General features: G+C 64.8%; 14 protein-coding genes. 8 read left to right on the top strand and 6 right to left on the bottom strand.

The annotated features are described in order from the left end of the window. Window positions 1–91: 91 nt before the first annotated feature. From ACR9Y2_RS20515 to ACR9Y2_RS20500, 4 genes are all read right to left on the bottom strand, one after another. Window positions 92–718, bottom strand: a complete 627-nt coding sequence (locus ACR9Y2_RS20515; protein WP_435043513.1) for a pyridoxamine 5'-phosphate oxidase family protein — start codon at window positions 716–718, stop codon at window positions 92–94. A 33-nt stretch (window positions 719–751) separates the two neighbouring features. After that, complete coding sequence (locus tag ACR9Y2_RS20510; RefSeq protein WP_435043512.1) at window positions 752–1,501, bottom strand: glycosyltransferase; 750 nt, start codon at window positions 1,499–1,501, stop codon at window positions 752–754. Window positions 1,502–1,544: 43 nt separating this feature from the next. Continuing rightward, window positions 1,545–3,761: a hypothetical protein gene (locus ACR9Y2_RS20505; RefSeq protein WP_435043511.1), complete on the bottom strand. Its 2,217-nt coding sequence runs from the start codon at window positions 3,759–3,761 to the stop codon at window positions 1,545–1,547. 233 nt (window positions 3,762–3,994) lie between these two features. Further along, complete coding sequence (locus ACR9Y2_RS20500) at window positions 3,995–6,043, bottom strand: hypothetical protein (RefSeq protein ID WP_435043510.1); 2,049 nt, start codon at window positions 6,041–6,043, stop codon at window positions 3,995–3,997. A 114-nt stretch (window positions 6,044–6,157) separates the two neighbouring features. On the opposite strand from ACR9Y2_RS20500, the gene tssK reads away from it, so the two are divergent. From tssK to ACR9Y2_RS20480, 4 genes are read left to right on the top strand one after another with little or no spacing between them, the layout of a single operon-like run. After that, window positions 6,158–7,495: a type VI secretion system baseplate subunit TssK gene (tssK, locus tag ACR9Y2_RS20495; RefSeq protein ID WP_435043509.1), complete on the top strand. Its 1,338-nt coding sequence runs from the start codon at window positions 6,158–6,160 to the stop codon at window positions 7,493–7,495. Window positions 7,496–7,505: 10 nt separating this feature from the next. Beyond that, entirely contained in the window at window positions 7,506–8,222 is a 717-nt protein-coding gene (locus ACR9Y2_RS20490) for a DotU family type IV/VI secretion system protein (protein WP_435043508.1), read from the top strand. A gap of 6 nt (window positions 8,223–8,228) precedes the next feature. Continuing rightward, the gene (locus tag ACR9Y2_RS20485) at window positions 8,229–11,702 is read left to right on the top strand and encodes an ImcF-related family protein (protein WP_435043507.1); all 3,474 of its coding nucleotides are present in this window, start codon (window positions 8,229–8,231) and stop codon (window positions 11,700–11,702) included. A 60-nt stretch (window positions 11,703–11,762) separates the two neighbouring features. After that, entirely contained in the window at window positions 11,763–12,260 is a 498-nt protein-coding gene (locus ACR9Y2_RS20480) for a hydrogenase maturation protease (RefSeq protein ID WP_435043506.1), read from the top strand. Here the strand turns inward: ACR9Y2_RS20480 and ACR9Y2_RS20475 are convergent. Beyond that, window positions 12,232–14,214: a hypothetical protein gene (locus ACR9Y2_RS20475; protein WP_435043505.1), complete on the bottom strand. Its 1,983-nt coding sequence runs from the start codon at window positions 14,212–14,214 to the stop codon at window positions 12,232–12,234. The genes ACR9Y2_RS20480 and ACR9Y2_RS20475 overlap by 29 nt on opposite strands. Here ACR9Y2_RS20475 and ACR9Y2_RS20470 point away from each other — a divergent pair. From ACR9Y2_RS20470 to ACR9Y2_RS20460, 3 genes are all read left to right on the top strand, one after another. Further along, a complete protein-coding gene (locus ACR9Y2_RS20470; protein WP_435043504.1) occupies window positions 14,213–15,508 on the top strand; it encodes a Gfo/Idh/MocA family protein in 1,296 nt (431 codons plus the stop codon). The two genes, ACR9Y2_RS20475 and ACR9Y2_RS20470, sit on opposite strands and share 2 nt — an antisense overlap. Before the next feature lie 172 nt (window positions 15,509–15,680). Continuing rightward, window positions 15,681–16,295, top strand: a complete 615-nt coding sequence (locus ACR9Y2_RS20465) for a RedB protein (protein ID WP_435043503.1) — start codon at window positions 15,681–15,683, stop codon at window positions 16,293–16,295. After that, entirely contained in the window at window positions 16,292–18,565 is a 2,274-nt protein-coding gene (locus tag ACR9Y2_RS20460) for a response regulator (protein WP_435043502.1), read from the top strand. The genes ACR9Y2_RS20465 and ACR9Y2_RS20460 overlap by 4 nt, the downstream gene beginning before the upstream one ends. 55 nt (window positions 18,566–18,620) lie before the next feature. On the opposite strand, the gene ACR9Y2_RS20455 is transcribed toward ACR9Y2_RS20460, so the two are convergent. Then, window positions 18,621–19,370 (bottom strand): hypothetical protein, encoded by a 750-nt coding sequence (locus ACR9Y2_RS20455; protein WP_435043501.1) that lies wholly within the window; start codon window positions 19,368–19,370, stop codon window positions 18,621–18,623. 349 nt (window positions 19,371–19,719) lie between these two features. Between ACR9Y2_RS20455 and ACR9Y2_RS20450 the strand changes: the two genes are divergently transcribed. Beyond that, window positions 19,720–25,479, top strand: coding sequence for an MG2 domain-containing protein (locus tag ACR9Y2_RS20450; RefSeq protein WP_435043500.1), 5,760 nt, complete (start codon window positions 19,720–19,722; stop codon window positions 25,477–25,479). Window positions 25,480–25,482: the final 3 nt, after the last annotated feature.

The raw sequence follows: 25,482 nt of genomic DNA, 5'->3' as shown, positions 1-25,482 counted from the left end.
GCAACCTACGTATAGACTACCTATGCCTTAAAGACGCGTCAAGGTATCTTCGCGAAGGACCGTGATTTGTTACGTCAGCGGGCGGGATTGATTAGTACAAGGTGGTTCGGATGCGCTCAGGCAGAGCAGCATCATAAGCGGAGCCGCCTTCCTCGCCGGCTGTCGCATCGGCGAGCATTGATCCGGCGGTGGGGACCTCGCCTGGGGCGCGGTGGAGTGAAGGATCCCACAGGCGGCTGCGGACAATGGCGCGGGCGCATTGGAACATGACGGTCTCGAGCTGGAAGACGATGACGATCTTCGGCGCGGATCCTTTGACCAGGAACGAATCACACAGTTCGCGGTTGCGGCTGAGGAATGCGTTGCCGTTGATGCGCAGGATTTCGGAGATACCCGGGATCAGGAACATGAGGGCGGCGCGGGAGTCGGCGAGGAGGTTGCGCAGGGAATCGATGCGATTGTTACCGCGGCGTTCGGGCAGCAGCAGGGTGGAATCATCGGCGATGCGGACAAAACCGGCAGCGTCGCCGCGGGGGGAGCAGTCGAGACCGCCCGGGCCGCTGGTGGCGAGGGCGAAGAAAGGGGACGCCTCGATCATCCGGCAGTAAGCAGGCGTGAGCCGGGTGGTCACTTTGCGGACGGAGGGAGCGGCTGGGGCCGGGAACATCGCGTCGAGTTCCGCCAGGTCCCGAATGGGGTCGGGGACGGGAAAGGGCACGATTTCATCCTATATCAGGGCCGGCAGCGCGCTCTACAGTTGCCCCTTCAGGCGAAGGCGGAACAGCCGCCAGAGCTGGCGGAACGAGTCTTTCAGCGCGGACGAGCCCAGGCGCGGGCTGGGCGCCTGGTAGTGGATGGGGACTTCAGTGATGCGCAGGTTCCGGCAGTAGGTTTTGATTTCCGTCTGGAAGAAGTGGGCGCGGGACTGGATGCCGCGTTGCAGCACCTGCTCGAGGGTCCGGCTGGAGAACAGTTCGAAGCCGCTGGTCATGTCACTCAGCCGGGTGCCGAGCATCAGGTTGCTGAGAATAGTGCCGCCGCGGCTGACGACATAGCGTTTGAAGGAGCCGTCGGTCATGCGGCCGCCCGGCATAAACCGGCTGCCGAAGACGCAATCGTAGCCCTGGGCCATGGTCTCGAAGAAGCGGGGAATGTCGGTGGGCTGGTGGCTGAAACCGGCGTCGATCTCCAGCACCCAATCGGCTCCGGATTTGAGGGAATCACGGTAGCCACGCACATAGGCATCCACTACGCAGCGGTTTTCGGGCGCCCAGACAACCTTGAGCCTGGGCTCGGAGGCGGCCAGGGTGTCGAGGATTTGCCGGGTATTGTCGGTGGTGGCCCGATCGAGCACGGCGAAGAAGGTGGCGGAGCGGAATCCGGTGCACTGCTCCAGGACGGCGGTGACGAACTTGGACGCATTGTCGCCTTCATTCGCCATGGGGCACGCCACAGCCAGGGTGATCTGGTCGCGGCGGGTCGGGTACGTCTCTTTCGTCAATTGAATCCCATCTTGTAGCAGTTTCGCACGAGCCGGGCCTGCGTCATGGCCGGCGGCCCCACGGCAGTTCAGACGCGGTGCAGTTGTCCACGCCGATGTCGAAGCGGCCCGATTCCGAGAGGATGAAGAGTTCGCCCAGGTCGGAGACGGCCGGAGTGCGCTCCACAAAGACGTTGATGTGGCGTTCGCCACCGCCAGCCATGCGGTTGCCGGGCAGCCACGACTTGAGCAAGCCGGGGAATCCGTGGGCACTCACCAGAAGGTAGAGCAGACCGCCTGGCGCAGCGGGACGGCGATCCACCGGCTGCACGTCGCACTGGATCTTGAGGTACTTGAATTGTTTGCCGATGGGCGCCAGGCTGACAGCGGCTTCGGTGACGCGATCCGGGGCAAGCACCAGTTTCTCGGCCACGGTGTGTCTGCCCCAGTCCAATTTGGGACCGTGGGCGTTGTAGGGTGCGGGAAAGATGAGGGATTCCGGCAGCGGTTGAGCGGGCCGCGAGAAGTCGATGCGGGCGATGGAGTAGGTGCCGGCGTCCCAGGAGGGCCACTGCGTCAGCGGAGTGAGCCAGCGGTGGTCGATGACGGAGTTGGAGAAGTAAACATCATCGGTGGCGACGTCACCGAGGTGATCAGAGAGGTACTCCACTTTCTGGTCTTTGAGAAACCGTTCGATAGCGCCCTGGCGGAGGTAAGTCCTGACGAACTCCGGCGAATTGATGACGCCGTCAAGGTTGCTGATCACGCGGTTGCCTTCGAGGAAGAACGCCTGGGTGCCGACGCTGAAGCCGGCGATGCGGGTGCCCTGGGGGGTGTGGCGGTTCAGCAGGCGGGCGGCGGTGATCCATTGATTCACATCTGGACGGGCCGTGACGATGACGCAGTGTGTATAGCCGATGGAGAAGATGATCAGCAGGGCCGCGGCGGCGGCGGAGTGCGCAACGACACGGGGAGCGAGTTGGAACTGGAAGTGCCGCCGGGTGAAGCCGACCGCGCTGTCGAAGACCGAGGCGATGAGCTCGATGACCAGCAGGACTTGTGGGACGTAATACCAATTGATATAGCCGGATTGCGTCGCGAAGAGCGGGTAAGTGAAGACGTAAACCACCATTTGGAGGCCGGCGAAGAGAAACAGGGCGAGCCGCAGGAAGCGCCCGGGCGCCAGGGATCGCAGCCCGGCCTTGGCGCGGAGAGCCAGGCCTGCCACGCTGAGCAGCACGACCGCCCACGACAGCACACGGAAGGCGCCGAGGGTGCGGAGGCCCGGGAACAGATTGAACTGGCGGGGTACCCAGTGGTCCTCGCCGCCCAAAAGCACCGGGATGAGGTTGATGAGATAGGGCTTGAGCGTCGACAGGGCCGTGGAGAAATGGGTACCGGCGGGCAAGCCGGTCTTCTCGATGTGGCCTTTCGCCATCATGCTGGCGGGGAAGATGCTGCCGAAGAAGACGAGATTCCCGAGGACGTAGAGGGAGAGGCAGGCCACCGGCAGGAGCAGCGGCAGCAGGAGGCGGGTGAAGCGCGTGCGGGCCGGCACGGCAAGTGCGGCGGGCGTGACGGCGAGCGCGCCCAGCGCGAGGGCCACCAGGGGCAGCAGAAGGGCGTAATCCAGGCGGCTCAGGGCGGCGCAGGCGAGCAGCGCGCCGAGAGCCAGCATCTTCTTCTGTGATGGAAAACCGTCTTTGAGCGTGTAAGTGAAGGCGAGCAGGCCGACGAGCGAAGCGGCGGCGACACCGCTCTCCATGCCGGAGCTCCAGTAGAAGAAGAGCGGGCTGAAGAGCAGCAGGGAGCCGAAGACGGTTTTGTAAGCCCAACTGCGCGGACAGAGGCGCAGGTAGACCATGGCAGAAGAAAGGACGACCAGAAAGCCGCCGGCGGAGATGGCGCGCAATTGGGCCAACGGGTCCGATAGCACGGCCATTATGGCGACAGCGGCGCTCATCCAAAGCGGCTGAAAACCATTTGTTGCATTTCTGCCATCCAGGGAAAAGACGAGGGAACGGACAAAATTCTTGGCCGGCACCAGATAGTAGAATGCATCCTCGGTAATCATTTGGCTGGCGAATTGATCCAGTGGGATGCGCGCCACCTGGAAGAAGTACACGAGGGTGGGGAACAGGACGCAGAGCGTCAGGATAAGCGGTGTCCAGTGTGTGGAAGGCGGCACCGGAGGCGGTGCGGCGGGCGGGCTTTCCGGCCTGATCCGCTTTGGTTCCGCCGCGGCGGGTCGACCCGCGCGGTGAGGTTTTTGGTTAGCCATGGCGAAGCAGACAATTTCCAGAATTCCGCGGGAGCGGCTCCGGAGTAGACAGCCATATTACCAAATAGGTCCGGCCGAAGTGTCGCAGTCCCCGGATGGGGATGATGGCGGCATTTCAGCCGGGCACTATTTGCGGCAGCCGCTATATTGGCCCCGTGCAGGCTCGGGCGGGGCCGGAATTGAAGTGCAATTAATCTGACTAATTTCCCCTGATAGCTACACCCGGAATCCGGTTAGCGCAGCAGCCAGAAGGCGACGACGGCCACGATGGCCAGTACAAGCAGGATGCTCAGCCCGATGATTAGCGGCATCATGGGGTTCGACTTGACGGCCGGAGCGGCTTTGGCAGGCGCGGCGGCGGGCGCGGGGGCGGCCGGACGCACCGGGGTCGCCATCATGCGGGTGAACTCCCCGGGGCCGGATTTCATGGTGGGCGGCGGTGGGGCAGAGGGCATGACGGGCGATGCGGGAAGCGAGCTCTGCATCTGGCCGTAGGGCGTGCTGGGGGCGCTGGGCGCATCTGCGGGGGCCGGGGCGCCGGAGAAGATGCGGGTGAACTCGCCGGGCGCGGCGGGCGGCGGGGCGGCTGCCTGCGGAGTAGCCGAAGGCGGGGTAAAGCCTTGGCCGCCGTCGAACATGCCCATCAGGTCGTCGCGTTTAGGCTCGTTCCAGGAGCCGGGCCCGGATTGGGGCTTCGGGGTGAAGGGGGCCTCTACGTTGGCCGGCAGGACAGGCGCCACGCCGGGCGTCGCGGCGCCGGGCTTCCAACTGGCGCGGAGCATGCGCGTGAATTCGCCAGGCTCGGCGGACGAGGCGGGCGGCGCGGCCGGGGCAGACTGCGGCGGCCACGAGGGCATGGCTTCGGCCGGCGGAAGGGGTTCCTGGACCGGCGGCCGGTCCCAGGCGGAGGTTGCGGGCGGAGTGGGCGGGGCGCTCACCACGGCCGGCGGTTCGCCCAGTTGCGCCGAGCGAATCATGCGTGTGAATTCACCAGTTTGCGGTGAGGACACGGCGGGCGGAGGAGGCACCGACACGGGGAGAGGCGGCGGCGCGGCCGGCTGGACTGGTGCGGGCGCGGTGTATTCGCTCTTGCGCATCAAGCGGGTGAATTCGCCGGTGTGCGATTCCGCCGGTGGAGCGGGCGCGGCGGCCATCGGCGGCGGCGGCGGGGCGGCGACGGGGGGCGGCGGCGCGGCCGGCTGGACTGGCGCGGAAGGGGCGAATTCGCTCTTGCGCATCATGCGGGTGAACTCGCCGGTGTGCGATTCCGCCGGAGGAGCGGGCGCGGCGGCCATGGGTAGCGGCGGCGGGGCGGCGACAGGGGGTGGAGGGGGAGGAGCCGCGGGCTGGACCGGAGCCGGAGGAATGAACTCATTCTGCCGGATCATGCGTGTGAACTCGCCGGGCTCAGAGGCAAGCGGCGGCGGAGGCGGCGTGACCGGCGGAGGCAGCGGAGGCGGCTGCGGCACCACCGGATCCGGGGTGGCTGTGAGGGGCTGGCCGAACTGGCTGGCATGGAGCAGCCGGGTGAACTCGCCGGGCTCGGAAGAAGCCGGTGGCGGAGGCGCAGCCTCGGGCACATAGGGCGGCAGTTCTGGCGCGACGGGCACTGGGGGCGGCGCCGCTTCCGGTTGGGCGGACGCGGCTTCGGCCTGGGACATGCGCACCATGCGGGTGAATTCGCCGGGGCCCGCGAGGGAGGGCGAGGCCGGAGGTTCCGCGGGTGGGGGCGGAGGCGGATTCTGTTGGGCCGCCCTGAATTCTCCGGAATCCCACTGGGGAATCTTCATGCGGGTCTTCCCGGACGGGGAACCAAGGCCGGGCATGGCCCACTGGCCAGCCTTCCCCAGATCACCGGTGGGCGGCGCCGCGGCGGGGGGAGGAGGCGGAGGCGGCTCGGGTTCGAAGGGAATCGTGGAAGCGGTGGCCTGCGGCGCAGGTGTTGGCGCCGGCGGAGCCGGGTGGAGTTCGGGTTCGCCGTGAGTCAGCCCGCTGGACGCGCCCAGCCAGGTTCGGAAGAGGACCGCGCCGGGCAGAAGCGAAGTCACGATAAAGACAGCGCCCTGCCATTCGCCGATTTCGACGATGTGGCACTGCTGGTCTGAGGGCAGCTGGCCGGCCTGCTTGAGCAAAGGCTCATCTTCCATGCCCCGGCCGGCCGGAAACAGGTGCAGCAGCAGGATGCGGCCGGACGTGCGCTCCTGCACGGGTACCGTCTGCTCAACACTGACCGTTGGGTCCGCCAACGGCTGCAGAAATTCATATTTGCGGTTCAGATCCATCGCCCCTCCGGACAATCCGTAGCAAACTACCAGGTGCACGTTTATTATAAGTAGCGGACGCAATTTACGCGCGTCCGACTTTGGACCGCAGTGCACTGGGAGCATCGCCGGAACATGAGATTCCTTTCTAGGGTGGTCTGGTCGGAGGGCATGTACCTTGGTCCGCACCACTTTCAGGTACAGGGACGCTACTTTGAAGACTCGCTTCACTTTGCGGCTTCCGCACTCATGGGCCAGCCGTATGGGCTCATGGGCTGCCTCCTGGACCCTGACGCTTTATCCAACGGCACGCTTTCCGTGATCCACGCCCGGGGTATCTTTCGGGATGGACTTCAATTCCACATGCCCGAGTGCGACGCGGCTCCGGCTCCTCGCGCGATCGGGGACCTGTTCCCGCCCATCCGCAGTTCGGTCGTCGTGCTGCTGGCTGTGCCGGAGCGGCTGGAGAACGGGCCAAACTGCTCGATGAACGAGGCAGCGTCCCAAACCCGGTTTGTGGCCCGCACCCGGCCGTATACCGACGAGACCACGGGACGGGACGAGCGGACGATCGAGGTGGGCGGCAAGGACTTCCGGCTGCTGCTGGATACTGAGCCGCAGGACGGGCTGGTCTGCCTGCCGCTGGCCCGGGTGATGCGCGACGGCGCCGGCCAGTATGTCTTCGATCCCACATTCGTCCCGCCCTGCCTCCAGATTGGCGCCAGCGAGCACATCATGCTGCTGCTGCGGCGCCTGATCGAGATTCTGGGGGAGAAGAGTTCGACGCTGAGCCGCGCTCCGGCGGGCGGAGGCGACCGGTCGTCCCGCGAAATCGCCAACTTCTGGCTGCTGCACGCCGTGAACAGCGCCCTGGCGGCGCTGCGGCACCAATGGACCTCGAAGAGGGGCCATCCGGAGGAGATTTTCCTGGAGTTGTCGCGGCTGGCCGGTGCGCTTTGCACCTTCAGCCTGGATTCGCACCCGCGCAACCTGCCGGCGTTCGATCACGACAATCCCGGACCGTGCTTCGACGCGCTGGATTATCACATCCGCACCCACCTGGAAATCACGGTGCCGACGCGCTGCATCGAGATTCCCCTGGTACAGACCGCCTCGTGTTTCTACGAAGGCGAGATCACCGATACGCGCTGCCTGGACCGGTCGTCGTGGGTGATCGCGCTGCACGCGACCACTGGGGATGCCGACCTGATTGAGAAGGCTCCGCGCCTGGTGAAGGTCTGTTCCGCGAAGTTCATCGGCGAACTCGTCAAGCGCGCCATGGCCGGTTTGCCCATGGCGCATCTGCCCATGCCACCTTCCTCCGTCCCAATGCGGGTTGAATCGCAGTATTTCAGCGTTTCGAAATCCGGCCCCTTCTGGGACAACATCATGGTGACCCGCCGTGTTGGCATCTATGTACCGGCCGAGTTGCCCGAACCCGACCTGAAGCTCTTTGTCGTCCTGGATGCGTGAGGCCCAGTCTATGTCACAGCCCCTAACTGCGGAAGCGGCCTCGCGCCGTCCCTCTAACCTGGCGTTGATCCTGCAGGAGGCGATCACGGCGACCGTGCGCATCCGCTCCATGCCGCAGGCGGTTTCCAGTGAGGAAGCGTTCCGGCAGCAGATGCGGGAAGCACTCAAGATCGCCGCGCAGGAAGCTCGCACGCCGGGCGGGTACTCACCGGAAGACATCAAGATGGCGATCTTCGCGGTGGTCGGTTTCCTGGACGAGTCCATTCTCAAGGCCAACAACCGGGCGTTCCGCGAGTGGCCCACCAAACCGCTGCAGGAGGAGTTCTTCGGCACGCACCTGGCCGGTGAACTGTTCTTCCAGAACCTGGAGCGGCTGCTGCGGATGGAGGACTCCTACGAGCTGGCGGACGTGCTCGAAGTGCACCAACTGTGCATGCTGCTGGGGTTCCGGGGGCGGTATAGCGCGCGCAGTCCGGTGGAGTTTCAAGGTGTATTGAACACCGTGGCGGACAAGATTGCGCGCATCCGGGGCGAATTCGGCCCGCTGACGGAAGCATGGCGGCTGCCGAACGAGCGCATCGTGCAGGGCGCCGATCCATGGAGCAAGCGGCTGATGTATGCGGCGATCGGCTGCCTGGCGGTGACGCTGCTGTTGTTCGCGGGGTTCAAGATGTCACTGATTTCCGGCGTCTCCGACGTGGCGGCCATTCCGGTTCGGGTGCGGTAGGAGTTGATGATGCGAAAAGTCGTTCTCATTACGATCCTGATCCTCCTGCTGTGGCTGGTGCTGGCCTGGTTCATCGGCTCGTGGCTGGGCCTGCATGGCGGCATCCTGTGGGGCCTGCGGATTTCGTTGTGGGTGATCGGCCTGCTGACGGCCGGCTTTGTGATCTGGTTCTTCCGGCGCAAGGCCAGGCTGGAACGGGAACGCGAAGAGGGCCTGGACGTCAATGAGGGCGACGAGATCGCCACGCTGCTGCGCGAAGCCGAGAAGCGGCTGACGGCCGCGAAGAACGGGAAGTCCACGGGGCTGGCGACCACGCCGGTCGTGCTGATTGCGGGCGAGCCGGGCAGCGCCAAGACGAGCGTCGTGCTGAGCTCCGGCATCGATCCGGAACTGGTGGCGGGCCGCGTCCACCAGGACAATGTGGTGACACCCACGCGGGTCGCCAACATCTGGTTTGCGAACGGCATCGCGATGGTGGAAGCCGGCGGTGCGCTGACTCAGGACAAGGCCTTGTGGAACCGGCTGATCCGCGGGCTGCGTCCGGCACGGCTGGCCGGGATCTTCGGCAAAGGCGGGACGGCGCCGCGAGCGGTCCTGGTTTGTTTCGATGCCGAGACGTTCGCGCAGCCGGGCGGCGCAGAGACGGCCTCCGCCACGGCGAAGAAGCTGCGCCAGCGGCTGGCCGCGCTGAGCGAAGACCTGGGCATCAACCTGCCGGTGTACGCGCTGTTCACGCGCATGGACCGGATCCCCGGCTTCCTGGAGTATGTCCGCAACCTGAGCAATGAAGAGGTGAACCGCGCACTGGGCGCGACACTGCCCCTCTCAGCTGGCCAGCAGGCCCGGACCTACGGAGAAGAGCAGACGGCACGGATTTCGGCCGCCCTGGAAGGCCTGTTCAAAGAGCTCGCCAACTACCGGCCACCGCTGCTGGGCCGGGAAACGGAAGCCAATGCCCTGCCCCCGACCTACGAGTTTCCGCGTGAGTTCCGCAAGCTGCAGGGGCCCATTGTGCAATTTCTGCTGGACCTGTGCCGGCCCAGCCAGCTCTCGACCGGACCGTACCTGCGCGGGTTCTACTTCTCCGGCGTACGGCCGGTGGTGATCCAGGAGTTCACTGGGACGACCGACCTGGCGGCTCCGGGCTCGGGCCAGGGCGGCGTGCCCAAGGCCACCACCATTTTCCGCGTGGGTCTCGAGGCGAACAAGCCGTCGGGACAGCAGGCTCCGCTGGTGACAAGCCGGCGTGTGCCGCAATGGACGTTTCTGGGCGCGCTTTTTCACGACGTGATGCTGGCCGACCGGCTGGCGCTGGGCGGCAGCACTTCCAGCACGAAGACGAATTCCGTGCGGCGCATCGGTTTGGTGCTGGCCTGCTTCTTCTGCCTGGTGATGAGCATCGGGATGATTGTTTCCTACGTGCGGAACCACGCGCTGGAGGCGAGGGTGCTGGAGGCGGCCAAGGGGATCAACTCGTCGGAGTCGACTGGCGCGGACCTGCCGTCGGCCGATGCGCTGCGCAAGCTGGATACGCTGCGGAATTCGCTGATCACGCTGGATACGTACAAGCGCGATGGTTCGCCGTGGAGCTTCCATTGGGGCCTCTACACGGGCGACGACCTGTATCAACCGGCACGCAAGGTGTACTTCGACCGATTCCGGCAACTGCTGTTCGGGCAGACGCAGGGGTCGATCCTGACATTCCTGCGCGGCCTGCCGGCGACGCCGGGACCAGACTACAACCCCACCTATGACGCCCTGAAGGCGTACCTCATTACGACGGCCCACCATGACAAGAGTTCAGCCCCCTTCCTGACGCCGGTGCTGATGAAGTTCTGGAGCGAAGGCCGGGGTGTGGATGCCGAGCGCATGAAGCTGGCGCAGGATCAGTTTGAATACTACGCCCTGGCGCTGCAGGCCGAGAATCCGTATACGAACGAAAACGACGCGGCTACGATCGAGACGGCACGGCACTACCTGGCTCAGTTCGGCGACCTGATGCGCGTCTACCGGGCCATGCTGGCCGACGCCGCCAAGAGCGGGCCGCCCATCAACTATCACAAGCGATTCCCCGGGGCCGACCAGGCGATGACGGATCAGCGCGAAGTGCAGTCCGCGTTCACGAAGGCGGGCTGGGAGTTCATGAAGGGCGCCATCAAGAACCCCGACCGCTATTTCAGCGGCGAGCAGTGGGTGCTGGGCGACCAGGTGACCTCGAAGATCGACCGGGCAAAGCTGATCGAGCAGTTGCAGCAGAAGTACAACACGGACTTCACGGGTGAGTGGCGGGCGTTCCTGCGCGCCGCCTCGGTGCAGCGCTATGCCAGCATTGCGGACGCGTCCAAGAAGCTGACGCTATTGGCCGGCAACCAGTCGCCGCTGCTGGCGCTGCTGTGGCTGATTTCGCAGAATACGGCGGTGGATGGGCCGACGGTGGCGGAGGTCTTCCAACCGGCGCAGGCAGTTGTGCCGCCGGCGAGCACGGACCGCTACATTGCGGCTCCGAACCAGAACTACATGAACGCTCTGATCGGGCTGCAGACGTCGCTGGAGAGCATCGTGGGCCAGCCCGCTCCGAATGAGGCGGTAGCCGGCCAGATCCTGGGCAATGCGTCCACGGCGAAGCTGGCGGCGCGGCAGTTGGCGCAGACGTTCCGGCTGGATCCGGAGGGTCACGTCGAGGCGCAGGTGCAGAAGCTGCTGGAAGATCCGATCACGAACATTGAAGGGCTGCTGCGCGGCCTGGGCCCGGCGGAATTGAACGGCAAGGGCAAGGGCGTCTGCGCGCAGATGAGTGCGGTTTGGAGCAAGTACCCGTTCGATCCGAACGCCACCGCAGAGGCTACGCTGGCCGAGGTGAACGGGCTGCTGCACAAGCCGGATGGCGCGCTGTGGGTGTTCTATGAGGCCAGCCTGTCGAAGCTGTTGCAGAAACAAGGGCAGCAGTATGTGCCCAACCCGACGGGCGGCATCAACCTGAATCCGGCGTTTGTGGCCTTCTTCAACCAGGCGGCGGCGCTGTCGGATGCGCTCTATGCGGGCGACACCAAGGATCCGCACGTGGCGTATACGCTGAAGCCTGCGGCCAGCGAGGGGATCCAGAGCCTGTCGCTGCGGCTGGACGGGCAGGCGGCCACCTTTGGCGCGAACGATTCGACACCGAAGCGGTTCACGTGGCAGGGTCCGGGGGCGCACGAGGCGAAAGCCGGGGTACGATTTGCCGGCAGTACGGACATCACGTGGTTCGACAAGGACGGGGTTTGGGCGCCGTTCCACTTCTTCACGGAAGCTGAGCAGTTCCAGCCCGCGGGCAACGGGTACTCGGTGTCGTGGATCATCCGCGCGGGTAAGGAAGCGATGAAGCTGCCCAACGGCAAGCCTCTGACCGTCCGATTTGACCTGAGCATGGAGTCGGCGCCGCCGATCTTCATGAAGGGCTACTGGCGCGGGCTGCGCTGCGTGGGCGAAGTCGCGAAATAAAGTCGCGAAATAAAGTCGCTTGCGGCCGAAGGCGATTCCTCGTAACATCGCCTCAGCTTCATGACTGGCGCGAAGGCGAAGAAATATCGCGCGCTGCTGCTGTGTTGCGGCCACATGGATCGTGGCGACGACGCGATTGGTCCGCTGTGCGCCTCGGCGCTGGAAGATCGGAAAATCCCTGTGCGCCCTCTACAGGGCGAAACCTCAGAGCTGCTGGAAGCCTGGCAGCAGGCGGAGAGCGTCATCGTGGTGGATGCGATTTCCAGCCGCAAGGCGCCGCCCGGCACGCTGATCCGCATCGATTCCGAAGAAGCATCGTTCCAACCCGAGGCCGCGCGCTGTTCCACCCATGGCTTGGGTCTGGCGCAGGCGGTGAAACTGGGGCGTGTGCTGAAGTGCCTGCCGGAGAAGCTGATCCTGATGGGTGTCGAAGCCGAGAGCTTCGAATGGGCCGCCACGTTGTCGCCGCAGGTAGCCGCGGCCATGCCGGCGCTGCTGGATGCGATTGAGGCCGAGTGGCGGAAGCTGACTATGGCGCCAGCGCGGGCGCGGCGGTAGGCGGTTTCAGACCCACCTGATGGTCAGCGAATTCCCGGACTTCCAGACCGAACTGCCGCATCAGCTCCGCGCGGGCCCGGATGCCGGCGCATTCCACACAGAAGAGGGCGCAGGGCCGGTAATCCGGCGGCTCCACCGCGGAGCCTTCCTGGCGGAGAAAACGGATCTCCCGTTCTCCCGTGAAGCCGCCCAGCAGAACGAAGGCCGGGTAGTAGAAGTGGCTGCGGCCGCCGATCACGCCGACCTTGCGGCAGCCGCTGCTGGCGATGGAAGCGAGGGCGGCTTCGTAGGAGGGACCGTCGGCGCGGCGCTCTGAGAAGAGCGTGGCGGTGCGGCCGGCATCGAAGATACTGTATGGTCCGGTCAACGGGCGTAGGGTGTTCTGCGTGGAGGCATAGATCGCCACTCCGCCGAAGAGAACGAGCAGCGGGGCGGCCGTCCATTTCGCCGGCAAGCGGCCCAGCATCCAGCCTGCCGGGATGGCGGCAAACACAAAGATGGGCAGGTGCAGGCGGGTGTGCCAGGGCTGCCAGCGGAGGTAGCCGCTGAAGAGCAGAAACGCAAGAATGGCGGAGGCCCAGAGAGTTAGGGCGAGACGGTTGTCCGGCTTGCGCCAGCCGAGGATCGCAGCCAGGGCCAGTGCGCCATATAAAAGAAGATGGGCCATGTTCGACATGCCGCCTTCGCCCCAATAGAACGGTTGCAGGTGGAAGCTGGATCCGGGCCACAGCGATTGCTGGTCGTCAGGATCCTGGCCCAAGGCGCTCACGGCCGAGCGGAACCCGGTGTCGAGGGTTTGGTGGAGGCTGTCCGGGCCGGTATTGAACTGGACGGCCAGGTTTCGGATGACATTGGCGGCGATACCGCCGGGCGTGAAGCGCTCGCACTCGTAGCCGAAGAGCATGTCGCGGTTGCCGATGCGCGGGCCGGTGATGCTGCCGTATTCGCGGTAGCTGCGGAGCCAGAACGGTCCGGAGACCAGGATGATGAGCGGGAGGATCACGCCGGCCTGACGAAACAAAGCCATCCAGGCGGGGCGCTTCCAGACCAGAAGCAGGGCCAGCCCGAACGAGGGCAAAAGGAACCAGGCCAAGGACTTAGTGAGCAGAGCGAGGGCCGCGGCGAGCGCCAGCAGCGTCGCGTTGCGGCGGGAGGATTCCTGTCCGAAGGCGAGCGCGAAGGCGAGGGAGGCAACCAGCCAGAAGCTGAGGGTGACGTCGTTCTTGGCGCCGGTGGCCACCAGGACGCCCTGCGGTAGAGTGGCCGCCAGGAACAGGCCCAGCCACTGGCCGCGGCGATCCGCCCCGAGCAGCTTCAGGGACAGCGAGACGGCCGCCAGAACGCCGAGCCAGGCGAACCACTGGGTGGCATTGGCCAGCACATCGTCCTGCCCCAGGATGGCAAAGGTCAATTGAATCAGCTCGTTGCCGGGCGGCATGAAGTTCATGTTCGCCATCTGGGTGGGGAAGAACGCCAAAGTGCGCTGTTGCATCCAGATCATGACGCGGGGCATGTGATAAGCCATGACGTCGTAGGTATTGGGAGCGCTGAGGAGGGCGGTGGCGCCGAGGATTGCGGCGAGGAGGGCCGAAGCCGCGGCCAAGGCGCGGGTCCAGAGGTCCAGGGCACGCCATTCCGTACGGGCGAGGCTCCACAACGTCGCGGGTTTCGACCGGCTGCGGAACAGGATGAACGCCAGTCCCGCACAGGCCGCCAGCCAGACGGGGGCCAGGGCGGTCCGATGGATAGCATGGAAGAACCCAAGCGTCTCGGCCACAACCACGACAAATGCCGTCCAAAGCGCGGCGGCCGCCAGAAAGGCCAGGCGCAGGCCGGCAAACCGGCTTCTAAGTATTTGAAACAACAGCAGGAACGCTGCAATGGGGGCGTATTCGAGCATGCGGATCCGGAAGGGCCAGTATAGCGGAGACGGGCTGCGGTATACTCCGCGCATGCCTTCCAGACGCACATTCCTGAACTCCGCCGCAGCCGCCACGATCTATCGCCTGGTCGACTCCGCTCCGTTGCAGGCGGCCGCGCCCAGCGACACGGTGAACCTGGGTTTCGTCGGGGTCGGCATTCGCGGGTCGCAGTTGCTGGAGGAGTTCTCGCAGATTCCGGGTGTGAACCCTGTCGTCGCAGCCGATCTCTACGACGGCCATCTGGAGCATGCAAAGGAGTTCACACAGGGTAAGATCCTGACCACCAGGCGGTATGAGGACGTGATCGGGCGCAAGGATCTTGACGCGATCGTCATCGCCGTGCCGGATCACTGGCACAAGCAGATGACGCTGGAGACGTTGTCGGCCGGGAAGCACGTCTACATCGAGAAGCCGATGACGTGGTCGCTGCAGGAGGGCCCTGAGATCATTGCCGCCGAGAAGAAGGCAGGCAAGGTTCTGATGGTGGGCAGCGGCGGCAAAACGACCACGCTGGTGGCCAAGGCGCGCGAATTGGTGGCGGCCGGCGAGTTGGGGGCGGTGCGGCAGGTGCGGATGATGCAGTACCGGAATTCCAAGGAAGGCGCCTGGATCTACCCGGTGCCGCCGGATGCGTCGCCGAAGACCATCGATTGGGACCGTTTCCTGGGTTCCGCGCCGAAGCGGGCGTTCAGCCCGGAAGTGTTCTTCCGGTGGCGCTGCTGGTGGGAGTACTCAGGCGGGGTGGCGACCGACCTTTTCGTCCACCTGCTGACCACGATGCATGAGGTGATGAACGTGCAGGCTCCGGTCTCGGCGGTGTCGCAAGGCGGCCTCTACCGCTGGAAAGACGGGCGGACGGTGCCGGACGTGATGGAGTCGCTGTTCGAGTATAAAGAAGGCTTCATCGCGCAGGTCAGCGTGAACCTGAACAACTCGTCACGATCGCCGGTGATGCAGATCTTCGGCGAGAAGGGCACGCTGATGCTGGAAGGCTCCGGAATTACGATTACTCCGGAACCGGACGATCTGGATATCCAGGAATACGGCTCATCGGCCCTGTCGAAGGCGACGAGGGACGAGTATCTGAAGTCGCGCGGAGCCGGCAAGCCGAGGCCGCCGCGGCCGGAGCCGAAGGTGATTCCGGTGGAAGCGGGTCCCGGGCACGGGTCGTATTTCATCCAGAGTATTCGCGAAGCGAAGCCAAGCCGTGAAAATGCGACCGAGGGCCATGCGGCTGCCGGAGCCGCCCACCTGGCGAATATGGCCTACCGCAAGGGTCGCAAGTTGAACTGGGACTTCGCGACCAACCGCGTCACGGAAGGCTGACCGTCCTAAAACCCGGACTATCCTGCGGTTTGACGGAACGAAGCCGAGGGCGACCTAACCCGATGAAGAGGAACGACCTGCGGCTGGCGGGTCAACTCGGAATCGGACGCCGGGCCGGCGTCGCTGAAAACAGTACCTAAACTACAAGCTAGAGAATGTCGATGAATGCGTATTGTTTCCGGGACGACAAGCCGTAACGCGATTGCTGGCCGGCAATACGGCCACCGCCCTGGGCGCCGGCGCCTGGGCCGTGATGGCTGTGGCTGGCCTGGCGATCCTGGCCGCGCATCAACTTCAACCCGGTAAAGCGGCCGAGATTCACACGGCGTGGCCGGAGTCGGCGGGATTCCCGCGCGATACGGGACGGCCGACGCTGGTGATGCTGGCCCACCCCGGATGCCCGTGCACGCGGGCGAGCCTGCGGGAACTGGAACGAATCCAGGGCGAAACGGACGGGCGGCTGACGGCGCACGTCATCTTTCTGGCGGGGGACGGCCTGGTGGACGCCAACTCGGCTTCGGTGGCCATGGCTCGAGCCATCCGTGGAGTACAAGTGCATGTCGATGCCACAGCGGAGGAAGCCAGCCGGTGGGGTGCGCGCACTTCGGGCCAGGTTTTCCTGTACAGTGCCGACGGCCGGCTGCGGTTCAGCGGAGGAATCACGCCCAGTCGCGGTCACGAAGGATTGAACACAGGGCACAGCGCGATCGTGTCCTTCGTGCGGACGGGCCGGCTGGCCATGGACCGCGCGCCGGTCTTCGGCTGCTCGCTGCTGGGGGCGTCATGAACGCGCGGGCGGCCGAGCTGTTCCGCAAGTATCAGGACCGGCTGCACGCCAGGACAGACCGCATGCTGGCCGGGTTGCTGGTGCTGGAGTGGCTGTTCGGCATCCTGCTGGCGATAACAGTCTCCCCGCTGGCGTGGGATGGCCGGGTTCAGACGACGCATCTGCACATCTGGGCGGCCCTCTTCCTGGGTGCGCTGGTCTCCAGCCTGCCTGTCTTCCTGGCACTGCGGCGGCCGGGGGCGGTGCTGACCCGGCATGTCATTGCGGCCGCACAGATGATGATGGGGGCGCTGTTGATCCACTTCACCGGGGGGCGGATCGAGACGCACTTCCATGTCTTCGGATCGTTGGCGTTTCTCGCCTTGTATCGCGACTGGCGCGTGCTGGTGACCGCCTCGGGTGTCGTGGTCGTCGATCACTTCGCGCGCGGGTTGTGGCTGCCCTACTCCGTCTACGGAGTCGTGTCGGCCAGCATGTGGCGCAGCCTGGAACACGCAGGCTGGGTCGTCTTTGAGGACGTGGTGCTGATCATGGCGTGTCTTCACAGCGAGCGCGACACGGCCGAGATCGCGACGCGGCAGGCCGAACTGGAAGAGACGCAAGAGGCGATTGAGCAGCGGGTGCGGCAACGAACCGCTGAGCTTTACACCAGCCGCGAGGCTCTGTCGGCGGCGAATGGGGAACTGGTGCTGGCGCGGGACCAGGCGCTGGAGAGTACGCGCCTGAAGGCCCAATTCCTGGCAAATATGAGCCACGAGATCCGGACTCCGATGAATGGCGTGATCGGCATGGCGAGCCTGTTGCTGGAGACGCCGCTGAGTTCCGAACAGCGCTGGTACGCGGACACGGTGCGGCATTCCGGCGAAGCGCTGCTGGGCGTGGTCAACGACATTCTGGACTTCTCGAAGATCGAAGCGGGCAAGCTGGATCTGGATGAGACGGAGTTCAACCTGCAGGAGCTGGTGGAAGAAGTGGTGGAGCTGCTCTCCAGCCCGGCGCACGCCAAAAGCATCGAGGTGACGCATTTCGTCAGCCCCAAGCTGCCCGACTTCGTTTACGGGGATGGGGCGAGGATCCGGCAGATTCTGACCAATCTGTTGGGGAATGCAATCAAGTTCACCGATCATGGCGAAGTGGCGGTGCGCGTGGTGCCGGTGAATGGCGCCGCGCAGCCGGGACCGATTCGATTCGAAGTGCGGGACACCGGCATCGGGATCGATCCGGCGGCGCAATCGAAACTGTTTGAGTCGTTCACGCAGGCCGATGGGTCGACCACGCGGCGGTTCGGCGGAACGGGTTTGGGGCTGGCGATCTCGAAACGGCTGACTGAACTGATGGGTGGTTCCATTGGATTCTCCAGTAAGCCGGGCCAGGGCTCCACCTTCCGTTTCGAACTGCCGCTGCGCGCGGGTCAGCAACGCGTGGGGGAGAGGCCCAGCGTGTCGACGCAACTGTTGGGCGTGCGCGTACTGGTGGTGGACGATAACGAGACCAACCTGCGGATTGTCGAACACTGGCTGCAGGAGTTCGGCGCGGAAGTATTGCTGGCGGAGACTCCGGCGTCGGCGTTGGACCGCCTGGCGGAGGCGGCGTCGGCTGGACATCCGATTGAAGCCGCCATCCTGGACTTCGGGATGCCGGTGATGAACGGCATGCAACTGGCGCGGGTGATCCTGGCGCAGCCGGCGTATCACGCCCTGCCGCTGGTGCTGCTGACCTCGTATGTGGATAAGGCTTACCGCAGCGAGGCGATGGAGGCCGGGTTTGCCGCTTACCTGCCCAAGCCGACGCGCAAGAGGAAGCTGTTCGAGTGCCTGGTTTCGGTGCTGGGCCACACCGAGGTGCCGGAGGAGTCGTCGCTGCACTCTACCGGCCGGGAGGCTCTCGGCCTGAAGGTGTTGGTGGCGGAAGACAATCCGGTGAACCAGATGGTGGCGAGGCGCTTCCTCGACAAGCTCGGCTGCACCTATGATGTGGCGCAGGACGGCCGGGCGGTGCTCGATGCCTGGACGCGGGCTACGTATGATCTCGTGCTGATGGATTGCCAGATGCCGGTGATGGATGGATATGAGGCGGCGCTGGAACTGCGGCGGCTGGAGGGTGAGGATGGCCACGTGCCGATTATTGCCATGACGGCCAGCGCGCTGAAAGGCGATCGGGAGAAGTGCCTGGCGGCTGGGATGGATGATTACGTCTCCAAACCGATCCAGTTGGACCAGTTGGCGGAAGTTCTGCGGAGGAACCGGCCGACCAGCCACCGCACCTCCTGAGTGCACCGGGCCCGGTAGAGGCCGTGCTGCCTCTCCGGGCCCGGACACTTCCCACCTAGGGAGCCGGTTGCATGTGGCTCAGCTCAGGCTGCAGCGCGTAAATGGTGTACTCCGTGCTGACCATCAGGGAACCCATTTTGGCCAGGTACTTCTGGAAGGCCTCGTCCCCCAGGGCCTTACGCATGGGGCTGGGCTGGTCGAGGTCGCCCCAGCCGTTCATCCCCATGTAGGTATGGATTTCGTTCACGGGACCGCCGTATCTGGTGCGGGCCACACCCCAGACGGTGACGCCCCCTTTCTTCATGGCCGGCATGGTTTCATCTTTGAGCGCGGTCAGGAGGTCGTTGAGTTTGCCGGGCAAGGCCACCAGCTTGCCCGATCGAACGAACGGCGGCGGGGCGCCCCCCCTGGCCATCGAGGCATCCGGCAAAATCTCATCGACGATGCGTTCCGCGCTCTCAACGCAGGCATTCGTGCGCGCGACCAGCGCGGCCATGGCTACGGCATGTTCCGCCATCTTCGGATCACGGCTCTGCGTGAGTTCGGACCATTTCTGGTGGAACCGCACAACCCCGACTTCCCGCGGCCCGGACTGCGCAACCCACACCGTGAAGTAGCGCTCAGAGCCCGCTTTCTTCAGCAGCGCGGCGCGCTCGCGCATCACGGCGTTGAAATCGTTAATGCGATCCGGCTTCAGGCGGTACCGGACAATGCTTCGGATCAGCGGCTGCTGCTGTGCCTCCGCCAGCGGCAGGAGCGCCAACATTCCCAGCGAGAGAACGCACGCGCGGCGCGTCAGTCTCATAGACAAGCCCGTCGACATAAGTAGTCACCTCTACTACGGTTGACCGCGCACACGAACAGCGTCCTGACCCGGAGCTGCGTGCCGCGCGATGTTGGTTGATAATCCGGCCTGGAAGACCGGAACCCAGTGGTTCTTAACACTACGCCCACAAGGCGCTGGCGCGAACCGAAATCTCCAACGCAAAATCGAAAGATAGCCAGCCATCTAAATGAGGATAGGAGGCGCCAAAGCCTTGATCCAGCGGCGCCTAAGTCACTTTGCCTCTTGTCAAAGGAATTGACGCGGAGTATTCTGGCGGTACTTGAGGTTAGTGCGGGAAATATCTCAATATTTCCTCCTTTGAAACAATATGCGATCCAAACTATTCGCCGTGGCGGCGCTGTTTTTGCCGCTGCTGCCGGCGGGCGCGCAGTCGTCTGTCAGCGTCAGCGAGCCGGAGATCCGGTCGTTTCTGAAGGAGAATGCGACGGTGGTGATGATCCCCGTGCGCAGCCAGGTGGACCACGCGGTGGGCGCGACGCTGGTGGTGTCGTGGATCGGCAAGGCTGAGCAAGTCCTGCGGATCGCGCAAACATCGGTGAATATTCAGACCGGCCAGAACCAATTTGAAGTTCCGCTGCCGCTACCGGTGTCGTCAATCTGGCTCCGGTTGCGCTATTCGTTGACGCCGCAGACCCGGGACGCGCGAGCCTTCCCGCCGCAATCCGGCGTTGTGGCCATCGCCCAGGCGGCCAATCACGTTTTCGAAGTGAAGGCGACGTACGCCAACGAAGTGCATCCGGGCGGCACGCTGATTGTCCAGGCGCAGGCGGTGCATCCTGTCTCGCGCCAGCCGCTCCAGGATCTCGAATGGAACGGGGTCCTGGCACTGGGGCGGGAGAAGCTAAGACCGAGCCGGATGGAACGCAAGGAGCATGGGTTCGTGGAGTTCGCGTTCAGGCTGCCTGCGGGCGCACAGGATAGCGGGGAGAGCTCGATCGAGGTGGAGCTCTCGGCGAAGAATGGTGACTTCCAGCAAGGTGTCCGCTTCAGCCTGGGTATCCCGCGGCGTCCTTCCGCAAAGATCCAAACCGACAAGCCGATTTATCAGCCGGGGCAGACCGTGCATTTGCGGGCGATCGTGCTGGATGGGCAGGGCCGTGCGGCGGCGGGCGCGAAGGTTTCGCTGCGAGTGGAGGATGGCGATGATGAGCGGGCGCATACGGTGGAGTTGACGGCCTCGAAGTTCGGCATCATCCAGGAAGATTGGGTGCTGCCGGAGACTGCTCCGCTAGGCTCTTACACGATTGAACTGCAGTCCGGCGCAGAGGAAACCACGCTGACGCGGCACACGATCCGGGTGAGCCGCTACGAGTTGCCCAAGTTCCAGGTGACCGTGAAACCGGACCGGACCGTTTACCTGCCGGGGCAGACGGCTTCGGTGGCCATCACAGGGGCGTTCCTGTTCGGCAAGCCGGTGCCCCGCGGGCATGTGAAAGTGGTGCGCGCGACCAGCAGGCACCGGCGGGGGGCAGTTGAGGAACCCGATAGCGCCGGTAAGCCCGCGGCCGAGGGCGATGCGGGGGACGACGGAAGGTTCATCGCCGAGCTCGATTTGAAGGCAGAACTGGAGGATCTCCAATCGGAGACCGCGACACGATTCCGCGATCTCTCCTTCGCCGCCTACTACACTGACCCGGCCTCGCACCGCACGGAACAGAGCCGCTTCGACATTCGCATTGCGTTGGAGGCGATCCACATTTACGTTTACCAGGGAGCGGACACGGGTTCGCTGCCTAGGCGGGTCTATGTCGCGACGGCCTATGCGGACGGGCGGCCGGCGGTCACGACAGTGGAAGCCGCCATCGCCGGGACCACCTATACCGCCCGGACGAATCGATTTGGGTTGGCCAGGCTGCAGTTGCCAGCGGCTACCGCGCGGGACCTCGGGATGGAACTGCGGGCCAGGGACAGCGGCGGGCTGACCGGGAGACGGCAGGACACTGCCTCTGGCGGCAGGGGCCTCTACAGCCGGCTGGCGAGCAAGCGCACACTGCACCAGCCAGGCGACGCCGTGGACATCCTGATCGAGACTCCGACGGCCGGTCCGCCCATGCCCTCTGTCATGGTGCAGGCGCAAGTGGAGGGGCAGGTGGTCGCCAGCCGCGTGGCCGCCATCTCGGGCAACCAGGGACACGTCCGCTTTCCCTACCAGGCGGAGTTCCGGGGTGTCGTGACGTTTGCCGCATGGACGGCCAGCAGCCGATGGAAAGACATCGAGAATCACGGCATCGGCCCCGCCCAGACGCGAGTGATCTTTCCGGAGGGCTCTGATCTTCAACTGACGGTGAAAGCGGGCAAGGCCGAGTACAAGCCAGGCGACGAGGCTTCGCTGAAGCTGCAGGTACGCACGGCGGACGGCCGCCCTGTGGAGGCCGCGCTGGGCCTGGCGGTGGTAGACCAGGCGGTGCTGGAGCGTGCCAGGACAGATGGCGAGTTCGGGCAGCGGCCGTGGTTTGACTGTGTGTACTGTTTTGCGAGGGATCCGCTGGAGATCGGCGGAATCCGTCTCGACAGCCTGATGAACCTCAAGCCGCCGCAATCGCAGGATCCTGAACTGGACCTGGTAGCCGAGGCGCTGCTGGCCCAGGCGAACACATACCAGCCCGGCGCCCACGGCGAAGACATCACGGAGCGGCCGGAGTTTGAGTCGATTCGAACGCTGGAGCGGTGGATGGAGATGAGGTTCAGCCAAAGTTATGCCGAATCCTTCGATTTCCCTAAGGATGATTCGAGCCTGAACAGGATTCTCGGCGTCGAATGGGCGGCGAAACGGGATCCATGGGATCGCCCCTATGTGGTCGGCTTTGGCTTTTGGAACAACAACCGCACGGTGGTCCTCACTTCTAGCGGTCCGGACCAGCGTATGGGGACCGAGGATGATTTCGTGGCCTGCAGCTTCCGGAGATCGTACTTTCTTCCATGGCACAAAATCCTGCAGAGTATCTTCCATCCCGGGCTGGAGTTTCCGGGCGATGAGGCAGGCGTGCGTCGGCTGTTGAGTGACAACGGAATTCTGCTGGATACCCTGAAGGACCCTTGGGGCACTGCCTATCGGGCACAGGTAAAAACGTACGGGCGGGGTCGCGCCATCCAGTTGCGCAGTGCCGGGCCGGACCGGTCATTTGGAACGCAGGACGACTTTCTGGCGGACTATTTCCGTGGGCGGTATTTCCTGCGGGAGGAGGAGGCGATCCGCAACGCGGCCCGGAACGCGGCCACGCCGCCGGTGTCGCTGGAAGAATTCAGGAAGGTGCTGGCTGACGCGGGTGTCGACGTGTCGCAATATGCCGATGCATGGGGGCAGCCGTTCCGGCTGACTAGCAAAACCACTGGGGAATTCGGGGATCGCGTGTCGTTGAGTACCGTCCAAATCTATGGAAGGAATTCGCAATTGCGCACCAGCATCATGCCGGTGACGCGCAAGTTCATCGTGTTTGCCCTGCGCAGTTCGGGCCCGGACGGGATGCCGGGCACTGGGGACGATTTCGACATGGTGAGCGTGCGCATCCTGCTGGACGAAGAGAGCGCGGCCCCATCGAAGGAGCCGCAATTGACCCCGGCTGCGCGGATACGCGACGGCGGCGAGGTGGCGGGCATGGTGCTGGATCAAACCGGCGCCGCCATCCTGAACGCGCAGGTTGTTCTCATCCTGCAGAACGGGCGGAGCTACGTCACCCAAAGCGATGCCAGCGGAGCCTACTCGGTCCCGGCCGTGATGCCCGGACTGTGCGCTGTGCACGCGTCCGCCCCGGGTTTCATGGGCAACCTCGTGGAGGCGGTGCCCGTGACGAAAGGGAAGGTGACGCAGGTAGACATTACCCTGCGGGTGGGCTCGGTCTCGGAGACTGTCAATGTGTCGGCCGAGGCCACTCTCCTCCAGACCTCCAGCGCGAGCGTTGCCTTGCCGCTGGCCGCGCAGCCCGTTTTGTTTACGCCGCGCGTACGCACATACTTTCCCGAGACGCTCTACTGGGTACCGGAACTGACCACGGACCAGCAGGGCCTGGCCAGCATTCAATTCCCGCTGGCCGACAGCGTCACGACCTGGAAGATCGCCGCGATCGCCTCGACGCTCGACGGCCGGCAGGTGGAGGCTGAGTCCGACCTCCGTGTCTTCCAGCCCTTCTTCCTCGACTTCGATCCACCCCTAGTACTGACGCAGGGAGACCGGGTACGCATGCCGGTGGCGGTGCGGAACTACCTGGACCGCGCGCTGCCGGTCGATTTGGTGTTGGAGGCGAACGACTGGTCGCGCTTCCAGGGCAAGGGCAAGCTGGAGCTGACCATTCCGCCCAACACGACCGACCAGCAACACTTCGACATTGAGGCGAAGGTTGCCCGGAAGAAGGCCGCACAGCGCATCACGGCGCGGGGCGGCCAACTGGGCGATGCGATTGAGAGGACGACCGAGGTTCATCCGGATGGGCAAGCGGTCAGCCAGGTGATGGGCGACTTCGTGGCCGGCAGGACGGCGTTCGGAGTCAACATCCCCGCCACGGCCATCGTGGGGGCGACCAGCAGTGAGCTGCGCCTGTATCCGAATGTACTGTCGATCCTGAGCGAAGGCGCCGCGGCCCTGCTGGTTACTCCGCACGGCTGCGCCGAACAAACCACCTCGGCGGGCTTTGCCAACCTGATTGCCTTGCGCTATGCGCGCGCCGCCGGGATGGCCACACCGGCCTTCGAGGCGGTTGCGTTGAAGAATATCCGGCTGGCGGTGGACGGGCTGAGAGCGTACCGCGGCGCGGACGGCGGCATCAGTTACTGGGGTGGAGGCAACGGCGACCCCGCGCTGGCCGCTTACGTCGTGGAGTTTCTGCTGGCGGCGCAGCCGTTGTTGAAGCTGGATACGGAACGAACCGAAGAGTTGGTGCGCTGGCTCGAGTCGGTGCAATCCAAGAACGGCCTTTGGGATCGTGGCCTGGAGGCCGGCCTGGTGCAGGAACGCCGGGCGGTGCTGATCACGGCGCAGGTAGCGCGGTCACTGGCCGCGGCGAAGCGGGCCGGCATCCAACTGAAGCCCACGACACTGGCCGGCGCGTATCATCACATGGCGCGCCTGACCGATTCACTGGACGACCCTTATCCGCTGGCGCAGTTCGTACTCGCCGCGTTGGATTCAGGCGACGAAGAACTGCTGGGCAAAGCGGGGGAGCGCCTTATGAGGTTGGCGCGGCCGGAAAGCACCGCGCTCTACTGGGATCTGCAAACCAACTCGCCCTTCGCCGGTTGGGGCAGTTCGGGACGGGCGGAGACAACAGGGCTGGTGCTGAGTGCGCTGCGCGAGTGGCGCACGCGGCATCCTGAGACGCCGGGCATCGACACGGCCATCCGGCGCGGGCTGCTGTTCCTGTTGCGGAAGCGTGATGCGCAAGGCAGTTGGAACTCGACCCAGGCCACGGTGCGTGCCATGCGGGCAGTGGCCGAAGCGTCGTCTGTCCTGGGACGGGTTTCCGAGCCGGGCGGGTCCATCGGAATCCGGGTGAACGGCCGCCTGGTCCACACCGTCCAACTGCCGGCCGAACTGAAGACGACCGATCCCATCCTGGTCGACATGTCGCCGTTCCTGGCCAATGGCCACAACCAGGTGGAACTGACGCCGCAGAACGGTTCCGGCAATGTGCTGTTGCGAATGGCGTCCACACACTGGATTCCCTGGGAAAAGACAAAGCCGCGCGCGTCCCCCGACCTGCGCCTGGCTGTTGCCTTCGATAAGCTGCGGACGCGGGCGGGCGAGCCGATCCGTTGTACGGTCAAGGCGGAACGTGTGGGGTTCCGGGGGTATGGCATGATGCTGGCGGAGATCGGGTTGCCGCCGGGTGCGGAGGTCGACCGGTCGTCGCTGGAGAAGTTGGTCGAAGATGACGACAGCGGACTGCAGCGGTATGAGGTCCAGCCGGACCGGGTGATCCTTTACCTCTGGCCGCTGGCCGGTGGAGTGTCGCTGGCCTTTGAGTTCTCCGGCCGCCTGTCGATGCAGGCGAAGGCCGCGGCTTCGTCGCTGTACGACTACTACAATCCCGAGGCGCTGGCGGAGGTGGAACCCGCCAGGTTCCTGGTTTACTAGCTG

The organism is Paludibaculum fermentans (assembly GCF_051172195.1).
Taxonomy (GTDB): Bacteria; Acidobacteriota; Terriglobia; order Bryobacterales; family Bryobacteraceae; genus Paludibaculum; species Paludibaculum fermentans_A.
The sequence above is the reverse complement of the archived record's forward strand: the minus strand, read 5'-3'. Positions and strand labels throughout refer to the sequence as shown.